Genomic DNA, 16,877 nt, shown 5'->3' on the forward strand with positions numbered 1-16,877 from the left:
CGTCATACGGCGCCCCGCACTCCATATACTGAGGTGAGCGCGCCCGGTGCGCGGATTCGACGTGCAACTCCACCTGACGCATGACCGGATCGGTCCCGGGCTCCACCGCGCCGTCGCGTTTCCCGGCGGGTCCGGGGCCGAATGGAGAGGCCCCCGACGCCGTCACGACCGGAAGGAACAGCAACCCGTGGCAACTCTGCACTGGGACCCCATCGACGATCGCGCGGTCGACACGGCGCGCGTGCTCGCCGCCGATGCCGTGGAGAAGGTCGGCAACGGCCACCCCGGCACGGCGATGAGCCTCGCCCCCGTCGCCTACCTCCTCTTCCAGAAGGTGATGCGGCGCGACCCCGCCGACCACGACTGGCTGGGCCGCGACCGGTTCATCCTGTCGGCCGGCCACAGCTCGCTCACGCAGTACGTGCAGCTCTATCTCGCCGGCGACGGTCTCGAGCTGTCCGACCTCGAGGCGCTGCGCACGTGGGGGTCGAAGACGCCCGGCCACCCCGAGTACGGCCACACGGCCGGCATCGAGATCACGACCGGCCCGCTCGGCCAGGGCCTGGCTTCGGCCGTCGGCTTCGCCTACGCCTCGCGCTACGAGCGCGGCCTCTTCGACCCCGACGCGCCCGCCGGCGAGAGCCCCTTCGACCACCACGTCTACGTGATCGCCTCCGACGGCGACCTCGAGGAGGGCGTGACCAGCGAGGCATCCTCGCTCGCGGGCCACCAGCAGCTCGGCAACCTCGTCGTCATCTACGACTCGAACCAGATCTCGATCGAGGACGACACCGACATCGCCTTCACCGAGGACGTCGCCAAGCGCTACGAGGCCTACGGATGGCACGTGCAGACGGTCGACTGGAAGAAGTCGGGCGAGTACGTCGAGGACGTGCCCGAGCTCGACCGGGCGATCGAGGCGGCGAAGGCCGAGACCGGCAAGCCGTCCATCATCGTCCTGAAGACGATCATCGGCTGGCCCGCGCCCAACAAGCAGAACACCGGCAAGATCCACGGCTCCGCGCTCGGCGCCGACGAGCTCGCCGCGACCAAGGATGTGCTGGGCTTCGACCCCGCGCAGAGCTTCGTCGTCGCGGACGAGGTCATCGAGCGCACGCGCGGCAACGCGCGCGACCGCGCCGTCGAGGCCAAGCAGGCCTGGCAGGCCTCGTTCGACGCGTGGGCGTCGGCGAACCCCGAGCGGAAGGCGCTGCTCGACCGGCTCGAGGCCGGCGAGTTGCCCGAGGGCCTCGAGGACGCGCTCCCCGTGTTCGAGCCCGGCAAGGACGTCTCGACGCGCGCCGCGTCCGGCAAGGCCATCAACGCGCTCGCCGCGCACCTGCCCGAGCTCTGGGGCGGGTCCGCCGACCTCGCCGAGTCGAACCTCACCACGATCAACGGCGCGCCGTCGTTCATCCCGGCCGAGCACTCGACCCACGAGTTCCCCGGCAACCCGTACGGTCGCGTGCTCCACTTCGGCATCCGCGAGCACGCCATGGGCGCCATCCTGAACGGCATCGTGCTGCACGGACCGACCCGCGCCTTCGGCGGCACGTTCCTGATCTTCAGCGATTACATGCGCCCCGCGGTCCGACTCGCGGCACTCATGCAGATCCCGTCGATCTTCGTCTGGACGCACGACTCCGTCGCGCTCGGCGAGGACGGCCCGACGCACCAGCCGATCGAGCAGCTCAGCGCCCTGCGCGCCATCCCGCACCTGTCGGTCGTGCGTCCGGCGGACGCGAACGAGACCGCCTGGGCGTGGCTGGAGATCGTCAGGCGCCGCGGAGGCCCCGCCGGCATCGCGCTGACCCGCCAGAACGTCCCCGTCTTCGAGCGCGGCGACGGCGAGGCCTCCGGCGACACGCTCGCCGCAGCGTCGAACGTCGCGAAGGGCGCCTACGTCCTCGCCGAGGCCGCCTCGGGCACGCCCGACGTGATCCTCATCGCGACCGGATCCGAGGTGCAGGTCGCCCTCGCCGCGCGCGAGCAGCTCGCCGCGGAGGGCGTCGCCGCGCGCGTCGTGTCCGCGCCGAGCCTCGAGTGGTTCGAGGAGCAGCCTGCGGAGTACCGGGAGTCGGTGCTGCCGTCGTCGGTGACCGCGCGCGTGAGCGTCGAGGCGGGCCTCGCGCTCAGCTGGTACCGCTACCTCGGCAACCGCGGCCGCGCCGTGTCCATCGAGCACTTCGGTGCGTCCGCCGACTACAAGACCCTGTTCCGCGAGTTCGGCATCACGGCGGAGCACGTCGTCGCCGCCGCGAAGGAATCGCTCGCGTCGAACTGACCGGGCACGAAGGAGACCATCACCATGAGCACGACCCCCACCGCCGCCCTCTCGGAGGCCGGCGTCAGCATCTGGCTCGACGACCTGTCGCGCGAGCGCATCACGTCCGGCGGCCTCGAGCGCCTCATCGCCGAGCGGAACGTCGTCGGCGTGACCACCAACCCGACGATCTTCGCCGGCGCGCTCGCCAACGGCGACGCGTACCGCGACCAGGTCGCCGCACTCGCCGCCGACGGCGCCGACGTCGACCGCGCCGTGTTCGAGATCACGACGGACGACGTCCGCGACGCCGCCGACCACTTCCGCCCGATCTACGACCGCAGCGGCGGCTACGACGGGCGCGTCTCCATCGAGGTCGCACCCGGCCTCGCCCGGGAGACCGAGGAGACCATCGCGGAGGCGCACCGCCTCTGGGACAAGGTCGACCGGCCGAACGTCATGATCAAGATCCCCGCGACGCGCGAGGGCCTGCCCGCGATCACCTCGGCGATCTCGGCCGGCATCAGCGTGAACGTGACGCTCATCTTCAGCCTCGACCGGTACCGCGAGGTCATCGACGCCTACCTCACGGGCCTCGAGCAGGCCAAGGCCGCCGGGATCGACCTCTCGACGATCCACTCGGTCGCGTCGTTCTTCGTCTCGCGCGTGGACACCGAGATCGACAAGCGGCTCGAGGCCATCGGCACGCCCGAGGCGCTCGCCCTCAAGGGTCGGGCCGGGGTCGCGAACGCGCGCCTCGCGTACGAGCTGTACCAGCAGCAGTTCGGCGCGCCCCGCGCCGCCGCGCTGCTCGAGGCCGGCGCGAACCACCAGCGCCCGCTCTGGGCCTCGACCGGCGTGAAGGACCCGTCGCTGCCCGACACGCTCTACGTGACCGAGCTCGTCGCGCGCGGCGTCGTGAACACGATGCCCGAGAAGACGCTCGAAGCCACCTTCGACCACGGCGTGGTCGAAGGCGACACGATCACCGGCGCGTTCGCCGAGGCGGGTCGCGTGCTCGACGCGCTCGCGAGCGTGGGCGTGGACTACGACGACGTCACGCAGGTCCTCGAGAACGAGGGCGTCGACAAGTTCGTCGTCTCCTGGAACGAGCTCCTCGACACCGTGCGCGGCGCCCTGGAGGCGGCTCGGTGAATGCCCGGATCTCCGTGAGCGGCCCTCCGGCCGCCGCGGTGCGCCGCGTCGTGCCCGCGCTCGTGGCCGACCGGATCGCGACGGGCATCACCGGGCTCGACGCCGCCCTGTGGGGACCGGATGCGGAGGCGGAGGCCTCCAAGCGACTCGCCTGGACCGAGGCCGTCGCCGTGTCCCGGCCGCTGGTGCCGGAGATCGTCGCACTTCGCGACGAGCTCCGCGCCCGCGGGGTCGACCACGTCGTACTCGCCGGCATGGGCGGGTCGTCGCTGGCCCCGGAGGTGATCGCGCGGACGGCGCGTGCGCACCTCACCGTGCTCGACTCGACCGAACCCGGCCAGGTGCGCGCGGCGCTCGCGGACCGGCTCGAGCGGACGGTGCTCGTCGTCTCGTCGAAGTCGGGCTCGACCGTCGAGACCGACTCGCAGCGGCGCGCGTACGAGCAGGCGTTCGCCGATGCCGGGATCGACCCCGCCACGCGGATCGTCGTGGTCACCGACCCCGGCTCCCCGCTCGAGGCATCGGCCCGCGAGGCGGGCTACCGGGTCTTCACCGCCGACCCTGAGGTGGGCGGCCGCTACTCGGCGCTCACGGCCTTCGGCCTGGTGCCCACCGGCCTCGCGGGCGTCGACCTGGGGGAGCTCCTCGACGAGGCGCAGGCCATCGAACTCGCCCTCGCGGTCGACGCGCCGGACAACCCCGGCCTCGTCCTCGGCGCGGCCATCGCCGCGACCGAGCCGCGACGCGACAAGCTCGCGATCGTGGCGGACGGCACCCACCTCGTCGGCTTCGGAGACTGGGCGGAGCAGCTGATCGCGGAGTCGACGGGCAAGGACGGCACGGGCATCCTTCCGGTCGTCCTCCCGCCGGAGGCGCCCGAGCTCGCCGAGCGACCGGCCGACCTCCAGGTCGTCCGCCTCGTGGACGACGCCGGCGCCGACCTCTTCGTCGACCGCACCGACGGCGAGATCCGCGTGTCGGGCACCCTCGGCGCGCAGTTCCTCGTGTGGGAGTACGCGACCGCGGTCGCCGGTCGCCTGCTGGGCATCAACCCGTTCGACCAGCCCGACGTCGAGTCGGCCAAGGTCGCCGCGCGCGGGCTGCTCGAGGCGCGACCCGAGCCGTCGCCGGCCGCGTTCGTCGCCGACGGGATCGAGGTCCGCGGCACGCCCGACGTGATCGGCGCCGCGAGCGACCTCGCGTCGGCGATCGAGGTGCTCCTCGAGGAGGTGGCCGGCGACGGCTACCTCGCCGTGCAGGCGTACGTCGACCGGGTCGCGCACCCGGAGTTCGCCGACCTCCGCGACCTGCTCGCCGCACGCAGCGGCCGCCCGGTCACGTTCGGTTGGGGACCACGGTTCCTGCACTCGACCGGTCAGTACCACAAGGGCGGCCCCGCGAACGGCGTGTTCCTGCAACTGGTGCAGCGGCCGCTCGACGACCTCGCGATCCCCGGCCGGCCGTTCACCTTCGGCGAGCTGATCGCCGCCCAGGCCTCGGGCGACGCCGCCGTGCTCGCCGAGCACGGGCGCCCGGTCCTCACCCTCACCCTCTCCGACCCCCGCGCCGACCTCGCAGCCCTCCGCGGCGCCATCGACTGAGCAGGAGACCAGATGCATCCGGTCGAGATCACCGCGACGCAGAACCCGCTGCGCTCGCCCAAGGACTACCGCCTCAACCGCATCGCCGGCCCGTCCAGCCTGATCATCTTCGGCGTGACGGGCGACCTGTCGCGCAAGAAGCTGATGCCGGCCGTGTACGACCTCGCGAACCGCGGCCTCCTGCCGCCGGGCTTCGCCCTCGTCGGCTTCGCCCGGCGCGACTGGGAGGACCAGGACTTCGCGAAGGTCGTGCACGACTCGGTCAAGCAGTACGCCCGCACCGAGTTCCGCGAGGACGTGTGGCAGCAGCTCGCCCACGGCATCCGCTTCGTCCAGGGCACGTTCGACGACGACGCGGCGTTCGAGCGCCTGCGGCACACCGTCGAGGCGCTGGACCGCGAACGCGGGACCATGGGCAACCACGCGTTCTACCTGTCGATCCCGCCGAAGTCCTTCCCGCAGGTGACGGAGCAGCTCAAGCGCTCGGGCCTGACGGAGCAGCGGGACGGCAAGTGGCGACGCGTCGTCATCGAGAAGCCGTTCGGGTCCGACCTGAAGTCGGCGATCGAGCTGAACGACGTGGTCGCGTCGGTGTTCCCGCCCGACTCGGTGTTCCGCATCGACCACTACCTCGGCAAGGAGACCGTCCAGAACATCCTCGCCCTGCGGTTCGCGAACCAGCTCTACGAGCCGATCTGGAACGCGAACTTCGTCGACCACGTCCAGGTCACGATGGCCGAGGACATCGGCGTCGGCGGCCGGGCGGGGTACTACGACGGCATCGGCGCGGCGCGCGACGTCATCCAGAACCACCTGCTGCAGCTGCTGGCACTCACCGCGATGGAGGAGCCGATCTCGTTCGACGCCGCCGACCTGCGCGCCGAGAAGGAGAAGATCCTCCGCGCCGTGCGGCTCCCCGAGGACCTCGCCGCCGCCACCGCTCGCGGGCAGTACTCGGGGGGATGGCAGGGCGGCGAGAAGGTCGTCGGATTCCTCGACGAGGACGGGATGAACCCGGACTCGACGACGGAGACCTACGCCGCCATGAAGCTGCTCATCGGCACCCGCCGGTGGGCCGGTGTGCCGTTCTACCTCCGTGCCGGCAAGCGGCTCGGCCGACGCGTCACCGAGATCGCGGTCGTCTTCAAGCGCGCGCCCCAGCAGGTGTTCGCGGACAGCCAGACCTCGCAGCTCGGACAGAACGCCCTCGTGATCCGCGTGCAGCCCGATGAGGGCGTCACCATCCGGTTCGGCTCGAAGGTGCCGGGCGCCGGCATGCAGGTGCGCGACGTCACGATGGACTTCGGCTACGGCCACGCGTTCACCGAGGCGAGCCCCGAGGCGTACGAGCGCCTCATCCTCGACGTGCTCCTCGGAGACCCGCCCCTCTTCCCCCGACAGGAGGAGGTCGAGCTGTCCTGGAAGATCCTCGACCCCATCGAGCGGTTCTGGGCCACGCAGGGCCGCCCCGAGCAGTACAAGCCCGGTTCGTGGGGCCCGGCCTCGGCCGACGAGCTCCTCGCCCGTGACGGACGCACCTGGAGGCGCCCATGATCGTCGAACTTCCCGACACGACGACGAGCCAGATCTCGAAGGTGCTCGTCAAGATCCGCGAGGAGGGCGGCGCCGTCGCGCTCGGCCGCGTGCTCACCCTCGTCATCGCGACCGCCAAGGACGGCGAGGAGGAGGCCATCGAGGCGGCGAACGACGCCTCGCGCGAGCACCCGATGCGCGTCATCGTGCTCTCCACCGAACCGGACGAGGCCGAGGAGGGCGTGAGCCGGCTCGACGCGGAGATCCGCGTCGGCGGCGACGCCGGGGCGAGCGAGGTCATCGTGCTGCGCGCCCGCGGCGACGCCGCGGAGGACGAGCAGAGCCTCGTCATGGGGCTCCTCCTGCCGGATGCGCCGGTCGTCACGTGGTGGCCGGGCAGCTCGCCGGAGGTGCCGGGCGACTCGCCGCTCGGCCGCATCGCGCAGTGCCGGATCACGGATGCCTCGACGCAGCCCGATCCGCAGGCCGCGCTCGAGCACCTCGCCCGCAGCTACCGTCCCGGTGACGCGGACTTCGCGTGGACGCGCCTCACGCTCTGGCGCGCCCAGCTCGCGGCGGTCCTCGACCAGCCGCCGTACGAGCCCGTGACGACCGTCCGCGTGACCGGGTCGATCGACTCCCCCTCGACGACGCTGCTCGCGGCCTGGCTGTCGATGCAGCTCGGCGCCTCGACGGACTGCACGCTCACCGGCCTCGAGCACGGGTCGCACGGGATCCGCGGCGTCTACCTCGGCCGCGCGACCGGCACCATCGAGCTGGTGCGCGACGTCCCCGGCGTCGCCACGCTCCGCCAGCCCGGGCAGCCCGTCCACGACGTCGCACTCCCCCGGCGCAGCCTCCGCGACTGCCTCGCCGACGAGCTGCGACGGCTCGACCCCGACGAACTGTACGGTGAGGTGATCACCAGCGGCCTCGGCCTGCTCCCGGAGCGCCGGACCGTCGACGACGAAGGAGTCACTGCATGACGAACGAGCGGCGCGTGCTCGTCCACCCCGACAAGTCCGCCCTGGCGGGATCTGTCGCCGCGCGGTTCATCACGAAGGTGCTGGACCTGCTCGACGTGCAGGAGACCGTGCACGTGGTGCTGACGGGCGGGTCGATGGGCGGCGCCGTCCTCGAAGCCGTCCGGAACTCCCCCGCGCACACGTCGATCGACTGGTCGCGCGTGCACTTCTGGTGGGGCGACGAGCGCTGGGTGCCGGACGGCGACGCCGAGCGGAACGACCGTCAGTCGCGGGAGGCGCTGCTCGACTCGCTCGACCTGCCCGAGGGACACGTCCACCCCTTCCCGGCATCGGACTCGGGCCTCTCGCTCGACGACGCAGCGACCGCGTACGCGAACGAGCTGGCGCGCTTCGGGATGGACGGGCTGCCGCATCCGGTGTTCGACATCGTCTTCCTCGGCGTCGGTCCGGACGGCCACATCGCCTCGCTGTTCCCGCACCGCTCCGGCATCCAGGTCGTCGACCGCCCCGTCATCGCGGTGCGCCAGTCGCCGAAGCCGCCGCCCGAACGCCTCAGCCTGACCCGGCCCGTCATCAACGCGTCGCAGCGCGTCTGGCTGGTCCTCGCCGGGGCCGACAAGGCCTCGGCGCTCGGCCTGGCGCTCGCGGGCGCGAGCCGCGACGAGGTGCCCGTGGCCGGCATCAAGGGCCGGCGACGCACGGTGTTCTTCGTGGACCGCGACGCGGCCGCCGAGGTGCCCGAGGCGCTCATCGCTCGCGACTACTGACCACCCACGGGTCCGACGTGCGTCGGACCCGCGAACGACGAAGGGCCGCCCCGAGGGGCGGCCCTTCGTCGTTCGCGCGAGTGCGTCAGTCCTGCGTCGCGGTGCCCCGACGGGCGCGCAGCTGCTGCAGCGCCTCCTCGAGGAGTGCGGCGGCCTCCTCCTCGGTGCGCCGCTCCTTCACGTAGGCGAGGTGCGTCTTGTACGGCTCGGTCTTCGACACGGCCGGCGGGTTCTCCTTGTCGCGGCCGGCCGGCAGGCCGGTCGACGGGCTGTCGATGACGTCGGGGATCTCCTCCTCGGGGAGGTTCGCCGCGAAGTACCGGACCGTCTCGTTGCCCTGGGCGTCCCAGTAGCTCACCGCGACGCGATCGGCGTGGAAGCCGCGGTCCTGCTCGCCCATCGGTCCCGAACCGACCCGCGAGCCGCGGATCGCACTGTTTCCAGAAACCACGTTGCCTTCGCCCCCGTCAGATTCCGGCGTCGAACTTCGTGATGAGCCCGAGCACGACGATGCACGTGACCCAGACGAGTCCGAGGATGATCGTGATGCGGTTGAGGTTGCGCTCCGCAACGCCCGAGGCACCGAGGCTGGACGTCATGCCGCCGCCGAACATGTCGGACAGGCCGCCGCCGCGGCCCTTGTGCAGCAGGATCAGGAGCGTGAGCAGGATGCTCGTGAGGCCGAGCAGGACCTGCAGGACGACCTGGAGAATCTCCACGGTGAAACCTTTCCGGGCATGCGGGGTTGTCGATGCCGCTGAACGAGTATAGCCGCCGCGTCGTCCGGCCCGCGTGCGGGCGGGCCGGACGACGCGGCGGCGGAGGGGTGCCGGGGTCAGGCCCCCACGTGCTTCTTGAAGCGCACGATGCTGGAGAACTCGTCGAGGTCGAGGCTCGCCCCGCCGACGAGCGCGCCGTCGACGTCGGGCTCGCGCATGAACGCCGCGATGTTCGCGGCCTTCACGGACCCGCCGTAGAGGATGCGGGTCGCCGCGGCGAGCTCGTCGCCGGCGATCTCGGCGAGCACGGCCCGGAGTGCGGCGGCCACCTGCTGGGCCTGCTCCGGCGTGGCCGCCTGGCCCGAGCCGATCGCCCAGACCGGCTCGTACGCCACCACGAGGCCCTTCGAGACGTCGACGCCCTCGAGGGCCGCGCGGAGCTGCGCGACCGGCACGGCGCTCGCACCGTGCTGCTCGAGGTCCTCGGCGGTCTCGCCGACGCAGAGCACGGGCACCAGGCCGTGCCGGTGCGCAGCCTGGACCTTCGCTCCGACGACCTCGTCGGTCTCGGCGTGCATCGTCCGACGCTCCGAGTGGCCGATGATCACGTACGCGCAGTCGAGCTTCGCGAGGAACGCGCCGGACACCTCGCCGGTGTACGCACCGGAGTCCTTCGCCGAGAGGTCCTGGGCACCGTACTTCACGGCCAGGTCGTCGGCGGCGACGAGCGTCTGCACCGAGCGCAGGTCGGTGAACGGCGGGAAGACCGCGACCTCCGCGTCGGCCGCGTCGTGCTTCGCGTCGGCGAGGTTCCACGCGAGCTTCTGCACGAACGCGATCGCCTGGAGGTGGTCCAGGTTCATCTTCCAGTTGCCCGCGATGAACGGGGTGCGGGTCACTGCCATCCGAGGACCTCCAGTCCGGGGAGTTTCTTGCCTTCGAGGAATTCCAGGCTCGCGCCGCCGCCCGTCGAGATGTGCCCGAAGGCGGCCTCGTCGAATCCGAGCTGCCGCACGGCCGCGGCGGAGTCGCCGCCCCCCACCACGCTGAGCCCGTCGACCTCGGTGAGGGCGGACGCCACGGCGCGGGTGCCGTCGGCGAACGGCGCCAGTTCGAACACGCCCATCGGGCCGTTCCAGAACACCGTCTTCGCGCCGCGGACGCGGTCCGCGAAGGCCACCGACGTCTCGGGACCGATGTCGAGCCCGAGGCCGGACGCGCCGAACGGCGTCTCCTCGATCGCATCGGCCGCGGCGACCACGTGGTCGGCCTCGGCGGAGAACGCCGCGGCGACCACGACATCCGTCGGCAGCACGATGTCGACGCCGCGCTCCGCGGCATCCGCGAGGTAGCCCCTCACGGTGTCGAGCTGGTCGGCCTCGAGCAGGCTCGACCCGACCTTGTGGCCCTGCGCGGCGAGGAAGGTGAACAGCATGCCGCCGCCGATGAGCAGCGCGTCCACGCGCGGGAGCAGGTGCTCGATGACGCCCAGCTTGTCGGACACCTTCGAGCCGCCGAGCACGACGACGTACGGTCGCTCGGGGTTCTCGGTGAGGCGGTCGAGCACCTCGAGCTCCTCGGCGATCAGCAGCCCTGCGGCACTGGGCCGGAGCTGCTCGAGCTCGTAGACGCTGGCCTGCTTGCGGTGCACCACGCCGAAGCCGTCGGAGACGACGGCGTCGGCGAACTCGGCGAGCCGGCCCGCGAAGGCGGTGCGCTCGGCCTCGTTCTTGCTCGTCTCGCCCGGGTTGAAGCGCAGGTTCTCGAGCACGAGCACCTCGCCGTCGCCGAGGGCGGCGACCTTGGCCGCGGCGTCGTCGCCGACCGTGTCGGCGGCGAACGCCACCGGCGCGTCGAGGAGCTCGCCCAGCCGGGTCGCGACGGGCGCGAGGCTGTACTTCGGGTCGGGCGCGCCGTCGGGGCGGCCGAGGTGGGAGACCACGATCACCCTGGCGCCCTGGTCGACCAGTCGGGTGAGCGTGGGGACCGACGCGCGCACGCGGCCGTCGTCCGTGATGACCCCGTCCTTGAGCGGGACGTTGAGGTCGCAGCGGACGACGACACGCGTGCCGGCGAGCGGACCCAGGGAATCGATGGTTCGGAGGGTCACGTCGTCTCGATTCAGAGGCGCTCGGCCACGTACTCGGTCAGGTCGACCAGCCGGTTCGAGTAGCCCCACTCGTTGTCGTACCACGACGACAGCTTGACCTGGTCGCCGATCACGCGGGTCAGGCCCGCGTCGAAGATCGACGAGTGCGGGTCGGTGACGATGTCGCTGGACACGATCGGGTCCTCGGTGTACTTGAGGATGCCCTTCATCGGACCCTCGGCGGCCTTCTTGTAGGCGGCCTTGACCTCGTCGACCGTGACGGGGCGCGAGGAGGTCACCGTCAGGTCGGTGATCGAGCCCGTCGGGACCGGCACGCGCAGGGCGAAGCCGTCGAGCTTGCCGACGAGCTCGGGCAGCACGAGGCCGATCGCCTTGGCCGCACCGGTCGAGGTCGGGACGATGTTGATCGCGGCGGCACGGGCCCGGCGGAGGTCCTTGTGCGGGCCGTCCTGCAGGTTCTGGTCGGCGGTGTACGCGTGCACCGTCGTCATCAGGCCGCGCTCGATGCCGAACTCGTCGTTGAAGACCTTGGCGAGCGGCGCCAGGCAGTTCGTGGTGCACGACGCGTTGGAGATGATGTGGTGCGCGTCGGGGTCGTACGAGTCCTCGTTGACGCCCATGACGAAGGTCGCGTCCTCGTCGGTCGCGGGTGCCGAGATGAGCACCTTCTTCGCGCCGGCGTCGAGGTGCTTTCGGGCGTCGGCCGCCTTCGTGAAGAAGCCGGTCGACTCGATCACGATGTCGACGCCGAGCGCGCCCCACGGGAGGTTCGCGGGATCGCGCTCCGCGAACGCCTTGATGGCCTTGCCGTCGACGATGAGGTTCTCGTCGTCGTACTCGACCGAGACGTCGAGCCGCCCGGTGATCGAGTCGTACTTCAGCAGGTGCGCGAGCGTCTTGTTGTCGGTGAGGTCGTTCACCGCGACGATCTCGAGGTCCGCGCCCTGCGCGAGTGCGGCGCGGAAGTAGTTGCGGCCGATACGGCCGAAGCCGTTGATGCCGATCTTTACAGACACAGGTTTCTCCCCTGTAGTGACGGGCGCGAACGCGCTTTCGAGGTGGATCTGACCGGACGGCGGTGTCCCCGGACGGCGCCCGGGGACACCATCCGCTATGACAGTAGCAGCAGCCCTGAGGTCTTCTCAGAGGCGACCTGGAAGCGCTGCTGGACGTTGCCCCAGTCCACGATGTTCCAGAACGCCTTCACGTAGTCGGCGCGCACGTTCTTGTAGTCGAGGTAGTAGGCGTGCTCCCACACGTCGAGCATGAGCAGCGGCACGATGCCCGCCGGGAGGTTCGCCTGCTGGTCGAAGAACTGCAGCACGATGAGGCGGGCCCCGATCGAGTCCCACGCCAGCACGGCCCAGCCGGAGCCCTGGACGCCCATGGCGGTCGCGGCGAAGTGCGCCTGGAACTTCTCGAACGAGCCGAACTGGTCGTCGATCGCCGAGGCGAGCTCGCCGGTCGGCTTGTCGCCGCCGTCGGGCGACATGTTCGTCCAGAAGATCGAGTGGTTCACGTGACCGCCGAGGTTGAACGCGAGGTCCTTCTCGAGCTTGTTCACGTTCGCGAGGTTGTCGGAGTCGCGCGCCTCGGCGAGCTGCGCGAGCGCCGTGTTCGCACCGGTCACGTAGGCCTGGTGGTGCTTCGAGTGGTGCAGCTCCATGATCGTGCCGCTGATCGACGGCGCGAGCGCCGAGTAGTCGTACGGCAGGTCAGGGAGGGTGTAGTCAGCCATTGCTTCTCCTTGTCAGCAGCCGGGTGAACCCGGACGTCTGCCCGGTGACCGCGGCGTGTTCGATCCTATGCCCGTGCCGGGCGTGCATGACGGGGGTTGACCCCGTTCGGCCGGCGTTCGGCCGCCGTTCAGACGTCGTCGAGGTCGGCGGGCAGGTTGGCCTCGGTGCCGGGGACCCCGAGGTCGGCGGCGCGCTTGTCGGCCATGGCGAGCAGGCGACGGATGCGGCCGGCGACCGCGTCCTTCGTCAGCGGCGGGTCGGCGTGGTGCCCGAGCTCGTCGAGGCTGGCGTCGCGGTGGGCGAGCCGGAGCTCGCCGGCGTAGCGCAGGTGCTCCGGCACCTCGTCGCCGAGGATCTCCATGGCGCGCTCGACGCGCGCGCACGCCGCGACGGCGGCCTGCGCGGATCGCCTGAGGTTGGCGTCGTCGAAGTTCACGAGGCGGTTCGCGGTCGCCCGCACCTCGCGGCGCTGCCGCAGCTCCTCCCAGTTGCGCACGGTCTCGTCGGCACCCATGAGAGCCAGCATCGCGCTGATGGCCTCGCCGTCGCGGATGACGACGCGGTGCACACCGCGCACCTCGCGCGCCTTCGCCGAGACCCCGAGCCGCCCGGCCGCGCCGACGAGCGCCATGGCGGTCTCGCCGCCGGGGCAGGTCACCTCGAGGGCTGCGGAGCGACCGGGGTCGGTCAGGCTGCCCCGCGCCAGGAAGGCGCCCCGCCAGACGGCGGCGACCTCGTCGCGCGACCCGGTGGTGAGCTTGTTCGGCAGTCCCCGGACAGGGCGACGCCGGGCGTCGAGCAGGCCGGTCTGCCGGGCGAGGGTCTCGCCGCCGTCGAGCACCCGCACCAGGTACTGGTTCGTCCGCCGCAGGCCGGATGCGGAGATCACGGAGACGTCGGGCCGGACGCCGTACAGCTCGCCGAGGTCGCGCGTCACGCGGCGCGCGATCGCGGGCGAGTCGAGTTCGGCCTCGATCGCGATCCGCCCCGAGATGATGTGGAGTCCCCCGGCGAATCGGAGCACGGACGCAAGTTCCGCGGCGCGCACCGAGGTCCGGGTGACCTCGACCTTCGCCAGCTCCTCTTTCACCTCAGCGGTCAGGGCCACGTGGTCGTCCTCTCTGTCGTGCGATGGCGCCGTCGGCGCCGGTTCATTCCCGTCCGAGGTCGCGGTGCTTCACGCTGACCGCCAGTCCGGGGATCGATCTCAGTCGCGCGGCGAGCTCGCGGACCATGGCGACCGAGCGGTGCTTGCCGCCCGTGCAGCCGATCGCGATCGTCGCATGGCGCTTGTTCTCGCGCTGGTAGCCGTCGAGCACGGGTCGCAGCGCCGCGACGTACGCGTCGAGGAACTCCCGCGCGCCGTCCTGGTCGAGCACGTACTCGCTCACCTCGGCGTCCTCGCCGGAGAGCGGGCGGAGTTCGGGCACCCAGAACGGGTTCGGCAGGAAGCGCGCGTCGGCGACGAGGTCGGCGTCGGGCGGGAGCCCGTACTTGAACCCGAAGCTCTGGACGGTCACGCGCAGCCCCGCGCGGTCCTCCTCCGCGAACGTGTCGGTGACGAGGTTCGCGAGCTGGTGGATGTTCAGGTCGGACGTGTCGACGATGATGTCGCTCGACTCGCGCACCTCTGCGAGTCGCGTGCGCTCGGCGCCGATGCCGTCGAGGAGCGTCCCGTCGCCCTGCAGGGGGTGCGGCCGGCGCACCGACTCGAAGCGCCGCACGAGCACGGCGTCGTTCGCGTCGAGGAAGACGACGCGGACGTCGACCTTGTCGCGGAGCGACTCGACCATCTCCTGCAGCTCGGAGAAGAACTCGCCGCCGCGGATGTCGACGACGGCCGCGATCCTCGGCAACGAGGCGCCGGCGCGCTGCACGAGCTCGACGAGGGGGCGGAGCATCTGGGGCGGGAGGTTGTCGACGACGTACCAGCCCAGGTCCTCGAGCGCATCGGCGACGGTCGATCGGCCGGCCCCCGACATCCCCGTGACGATGAGCATCTCCTGGCGATCGCCGTCGGTCATGCGTTCGGCGCTCCCTTCCTGCAGTCCCCCGGGCGTCCAGCCTAGTCGGCGGCGGATCGCGTCGTTCCCTCCAGGTGGGTGCGGATGGCGCTCGCGAGGCTCGGCCCGATGCCAGGCACCTCCGAGATCGCGGACGCGTCGGCCTGTCGGAGCCGCGACACGGACCCGAAGTGCTTCAGCAGGGCCTTGACGCGCGCGGGGCCGAGCCCCGGCACCTCGGAGAGCACGGTCGTGATGTCGCGCTTGCGCCGCTGCCGCTGGTGCGTGATCGCGAAGCGATGCGCCTCGTCGCGGACCCGCTGGAAGAGGAACAGCGCGTCGCTGTTGCGCGGGAGGATGACCGGGAAGTCCGACTCGGGCGTCCAGATCTCCTCGAGCCGCTTCGCGATGCCGCAGAGGTAGATGCCCTCGACGCCCGATTCGCGCAGTGCGCGCTCGGCCGCCGCGACCTGCGGCTGGCCGCCGTCGACGACGAGCAGGTTCGGGCGATACGAGAACTTCGCCCGGCGTGAGGGCGTCACGACCTCGCCGTCGGCGGTGGCCACCTCGGCGACGTCGTCGACGGCCCCCTCTCCCGCGACCGCCTCCTCGGAGCCGGGGTCGGCCAGGTAGGCCAGGCGCCTCGTGAGGACCTGGTGGATCGAGTCGGTGTCGTCCGTCGAACTCGGGATCGTGAAGCGCCGGTACTCGTCCTTCCGCGGCAGTCCGTCCTCGAAGACCACCATCGACGCGACGATGTTGGTCCCGCTCAGGTGCGAGACGTCGAAGCACTCGATCCGCAGCGGGGCGTCGGCCATGCCGAGCGCCTCCTGGATGTCCTCCAGCGCGCGCGACCGCGCCGTGAAGTCGGCGCTGCGGCGCGTCTTGTAGAGGACGAGCGTCTGGCGGGCGTTCTGCGTGGCGGTCTCGAGCAGTGCGGCCTTGTCGCCCCGGCGAGCGGCGCGCAGACGCACCTTCCGGCCGCCCAGGCCGGCGAGCCAGCCCTCCAGCGCGTCGGCGTCGTCGGGCAGCGCCGGGACGACGACCTCGGCAGGGGGACGGATGTCGTCGCCGTAGGCGTTCTGCACGACGGAGTCGACGAGGTCGCCGAGGTCCATGTCGAGTTCGGTGTCGACCGTCCAGGAGCGGACACCGCGGATGCGGCCGCCCCGCACGATGAACAGGTGCACCGCGGCAGCGAGCTCGTCGTGGTCGATCCCGAACACGTCGACGTCGACGTGCTCCCGCAGGACGACGGCGCTCTTCTCGAAGAAGGACTCGGCGGCCTGCAGCTCGTCGCGGCGACGTGCGGCGGTCTCGTAGTCCTGGACGGCCGCGGCGGCGCGCATCTGCTGCGTGAGGTCGGTGACGATCCGGCGGTCCTGGTTCTGCATGAACGCGACGAACCGCTCGACGTTCGCCCGGTGCTCGGCGATGGTGACCGCGCCCGAGCAGGGCCCGAAGCACCGCCCGATCTGCCCGGCGAAGCAGGGCTTGCCGGTCTGCATCGCGCGCTTGTAGTCGGAGTCTTTGCAGGTGCGGATCGGGAAGAGCTTCAGCAGCAGGTCGAGCGTCTCGTTGACGGCCCACACCTTCGGGTAGGGGCCGAAGTACTTCGCACCCGGGATGCCGCGCCGGCGGGTCACGATCGCGCGCGGTGCCTCATCGGCGAGCGTGACGGCCAGGTACGGGTAGGACTTGTCGTCGCGGTACTTGACGTTGAACGGCGGGTCGAACTCCTTGATCCACGTGTACTCGAGCTGCAGCGCCTCGATGTCGTTGCCCACGACGGTCCACTCGACGGACGACGCCGTCGTCACCATCCGCCGCGTCCGCTCGTGCAGCGTGTACAGGGGTGCGAAGTAGTTCGACAGGCGCGCGCGGAGGTTCTTCGCCTTGCCGACGTAGAGCACGCGCCGATCAACGTCGCGGAAGCGGTAGACCCCGGGATCGGTCGGGATCTCCCCCGGCCGCGGTCGGTACGGGACGGTGTTCGCCATG

The 16,877-nt window shown here is 71.4% G+C and carries 15 protein-coding genes; 6 read left to right on the forward strand and 9 right to left on the reverse strand.

The window, feature by feature from the left end; all coding sequences use genetic code 11:
- Positions 1-187 precede the first annotated feature (187 nt).
- The 6 genes from tkt to pgl are packed head-to-tail and all read left to right on the forward strand — an operon-like array spanning position 188 to position 8,305.
- Positions 188-2,284: a transketolase gene (gene tkt, locus ABD230_RS01805; RefSeq protein ID WP_344369029.1), complete on the forward strand. Its 2,097-nt coding sequence runs from the start codon at positions 188-190 to the stop codon at positions 2,282-2,284.
- Between the two features lie 24 nt (positions 2,285-2,308).
- Positions 2,309-3,418, forward strand: a complete 1,110-nt coding sequence (tal, locus tag ABD230_RS01810; protein WP_344369031.1) for a transaldolase — start codon at positions 2,309-2,311, stop codon at positions 3,416-3,418.
- Positions 3,415-5,019, forward strand: a complete 1,605-nt coding sequence (locus tag ABD230_RS01815; RefSeq protein ID WP_344369033.1) for a glucose-6-phosphate isomerase — start codon at positions 3,415-3,417, stop codon at positions 5,017-5,019. The genes tal and ABD230_RS01815 overlap by 4 nt, the downstream gene beginning before the upstream one ends.
- Positions 5,020-5,031: 12 nt before the next feature.
- Complete coding sequence (zwf, locus tag ABD230_RS01820) at positions 5,032-6,573, forward strand: glucose-6-phosphate dehydrogenase (RefSeq protein ID WP_344369035.1); 1,542 nt, start codon at positions 5,032-5,034, stop codon at positions 6,571-6,573.
- Positions 6,570-7,538, forward strand: a complete 969-nt coding sequence (locus ABD230_RS01825; RefSeq protein WP_344369037.1) for a glucose-6-phosphate dehydrogenase assembly protein OpcA — start codon at positions 6,570-6,572, stop codon at positions 7,536-7,538. Before zwf ends, ABD230_RS01825 begins: the two co-directional genes overlap by 4 nt.
- Positions 7,535-8,305: a 6-phosphogluconolactonase gene (gene pgl / locus ABD230_RS01830; RefSeq protein ID WP_344369038.1), complete on the forward strand. Its 771-nt coding sequence runs from the start codon at positions 7,535-7,537 to the stop codon at positions 8,303-8,305. The genes ABD230_RS01825 and pgl overlap by 4 nt, the downstream gene beginning before the upstream one ends.
- A gap of 85 nt (positions 8,306-8,390) precedes the next feature.
- On the opposite strand, the gene ABD230_RS01835 is transcribed toward pgl, so the two are convergent.
- The 9 genes from ABD230_RS01835 to uvrC all read right to left on the reverse strand — a co-directional run bounded on the left by ABD230_RS01835 (position 8,391) and on the right by uvrC (position 16,876).
- Positions 8,391-8,756 carry an RNA polymerase-binding protein RbpA gene (locus tag ABD230_RS01835; RefSeq protein ID WP_344369039.1) on the reverse strand — a complete coding sequence of 122 codons (366 nt, stop codon included), beginning with the start codon at positions 8,754-8,756 and terminating at the stop codon, positions 8,391-8,393.
- 16 nt (positions 8,757-8,772) lie between these two features.
- The gene (gene secG, locus ABD230_RS01840; RefSeq protein ID WP_344369040.1) at positions 8,773-9,024 is read right to left on the reverse strand and encodes a preprotein translocase subunit SecG; all 252 of its coding nucleotides are present in this window, start codon (positions 9,022-9,024) and stop codon (positions 8,773-8,775) included.
- A gap of 116 nt (positions 9,025-9,140) precedes the next feature.
- A complete protein-coding gene (tpiA, locus tag ABD230_RS01845; RefSeq protein ID WP_344369042.1) occupies positions 9,141-9,929 on the reverse strand; it encodes a triose-phosphate isomerase in 789 nt (262 codons plus the stop codon).
- A complete protein-coding gene (locus ABD230_RS01850) occupies positions 9,920-11,134 on the reverse strand; it encodes a phosphoglycerate kinase (RefSeq protein WP_344369043.1) in 1,215 nt (404 codons plus the stop codon). Before ABD230_RS01850 ends, tpiA begins: the two co-directional genes overlap by 10 nt.
- An 11-nt stretch (positions 11,135-11,145) precedes the next feature.
- Entirely contained in the window at positions 11,146-12,150 is a 1,005-nt protein-coding gene (gene gap, locus ABD230_RS01855) for a type I glyceraldehyde-3-phosphate dehydrogenase (RefSeq protein ID WP_344369044.1), read from the reverse strand.
- 95 nt (positions 12,151-12,245) lie between these two features.
- Positions 12,246-12,872, reverse strand: a complete 627-nt coding sequence (locus ABD230_RS01860) for a superoxide dismutase (RefSeq protein ID WP_344369045.1) — start codon at positions 12,870-12,872, stop codon at positions 12,246-12,248.
- A 128-nt stretch (positions 12,873-13,000) separates the two neighbouring features.
- A complete protein-coding gene (gene whiA / locus ABD230_RS01865) occupies positions 13,001-13,981 on the reverse strand; it encodes a DNA-binding protein WhiA (protein ID WP_344369046.1) in 981 nt (326 codons plus the stop codon).
- Between the two features lie 43 nt (positions 13,982-14,024).
- On the reverse strand, positions 14,025-14,897 hold the full coding sequence (rapZ, locus tag ABD230_RS01870) for an RNase adapter RapZ (RefSeq protein WP_344369047.1): 873 nt from the start codon (positions 14,895-14,897) through the stop codon (positions 14,025-14,027).
- A 41-nt stretch (positions 14,898-14,938) separates the two neighbouring features.
- Positions 14,939-16,876 carry an excinuclease ABC subunit UvrC gene (gene uvrC / locus ABD230_RS01875; RefSeq protein WP_344369048.1) on the reverse strand — a complete coding sequence of 646 codons (1,938 nt, stop codon included), beginning with the start codon at positions 16,874-16,876 and terminating at the stop codon, positions 14,939-14,941.
- Position 16,877 lies beyond the last annotated feature (1 nt).

The sequence above is a fragment of the Agromyces tropicus genome (assembly GCF_039531345.1).
Taxonomy (GTDB): Bacteria; Actinomycetota; Actinomycetes; order Actinomycetales; family Microbacteriaceae; genus Agromyces; species Agromyces tropicus.

Bases quoted from the DNA above. Each gene is read 5' to 3' on its own strand.
- pgl (WP_344369038.1), top strand. From the start codon at position 7,535: ATGACGAACGAGCGGCGCGTGCTCGTCCACCCCGACAAGTCCGCCCTG.
- rapZ (WP_344369047.1), bottom strand. From the start codon at position 14,897: ATGACCGACGGCGATCGCCAGGAGATGCTCATCGTCACGGGGATGTCG.
- tal (WP_344369031.1), top strand. From the start codon at position 2,309: ATGAGCACGACCCCCACCGCCGCCCTCTCGGAGGCCGGCGTCAGCATC.
- tpiA (WP_344369042.1), bottom strand. From the start codon at position 9,929: ATGGCAGTGACCCGCACCCCGTTCATCGCGGGCAACTGGAAGATGAAC.
- ABD230_RS01825 (WP_344369037.1), top strand. From the start codon at position 6,570: ATGATCGTCGAACTTCCCGACACGACGACGAGCCAGATCTCGAAGGTG.
- zwf (WP_344369035.1), top strand. From the start codon at position 5,032: ATGCATCCGGTCGAGATCACCGCGACGCAGAACCCGCTGCGCTCGCCC.
- uvrC (WP_344369048.1), bottom strand. From the start codon at position 16,876: ATGGCGAACACCGTCCCGTACCGACCGCGGCCGGGGGAGATCCCGACC.
- ABD230_RS01860 (WP_344369045.1), bottom strand. From the start codon at position 12,872: ATGGCTGACTACACCCTCCCTGACCTGCCGTACGACTACTCGGCGCTC.